Origin of the sequence: Autumnicola musiva, from assembly GCF_031846585.1 — a bacterium.
GTDB classification, from domain to species: domain Bacteria; phylum Bacteroidota; class Bacteroidia; order Flavobacteriales; family Flavobacteriaceae; genus Autumnicola; species Autumnicola musiva.
In genome coordinates this window covers 1-533 of the sequence record NZ_JAVRHK010000084.1, presented here as the reverse complement: position 1 = coordinate 533, position 533 = coordinate 1, and the positions used below count along the sequence as shown (strand labels likewise).

At 47.8% G+C, this 533-nt stretch carries 2 protein-coding genes; both read right to left on the bottom strand.

Going from position 1 to position 533, the window contains the following annotated elements; translation table 11 throughout:
* Positions 1-189 (bottom strand): IS66 family insertion sequence element accessory protein TnpB (tnpB, locus tag RM539_RS20200; protein ID WP_432264651.1); only part of this gene is annotated, 189 nt, incomplete at its 3' end.
* The gene (gene tnpA, locus RM539_RS19955; RefSeq protein WP_311505175.1) at positions 182-463 is read right to left on the bottom strand and encodes an IS66 family insertion sequence element accessory protein TnpA; all 282 of its coding nucleotides are present in this window, start codon (positions 461-463) and stop codon (positions 182-184) included. The genes tnpB and tnpA, both read right to left, overlap by 8 nt.
* Between the last annotated feature and the right edge of the window lie 70 nt (positions 464-533).

Sequence of the window (533 nt, the reverse complement as noted above, 5' to 3'; positions counted from 1 at the left end):
ACCGCCACGCTCCCAGTGCAGCAGCTTTATGTGAGTGCGATTTCGGTTAAGAAAAACGAACACATCACCGCAGGTAGGCTCCCGATGGAGTTCATTTCTGACCAGTCCGCTCAGGCCCGAAAAACTCTTTCGCATATCACAAGACTTCAGGTAGAGGTGGTAGCTATTGGAAGAGCCAAGGCTAAACATGGCGCAGCTGGACCAGTGTCGCGATTAAAGCTGGATCTCCGCCATTCATCCTGAGCTGGACGCCATTGGGAAAAAGAAGTTCTACCTCCATCGCACCAGAGGTGCTGCCTGATATTTCAACAAATCCAGATCCTTTCTCCAAGGATCGCTTTTTCCGGATCCAGTATCCCATAGTGCTTGCACTGATATTATTCTCTCGGGCAAAGCTCTTTGCTGATAATCCACTTACGCGGTATTGTTCTATCAGCTGAAACATTTCTTCCTGTCTATTCATCTCTAATATTTTTGTACAAAGCTAGAGATACACAGGCTGCAGGTCAACATGTGGTTGGTGGGACGGATAC

Bases quoted from the DNA above. Each gene is read 5' to 3' on its own strand.
- tnpA (WP_311505175.1), bottom strand. From the start codon at position 463: ATGAATAGACAGGAAGAAATGTTTCAGCTGATAGAACAATACCGCGTA.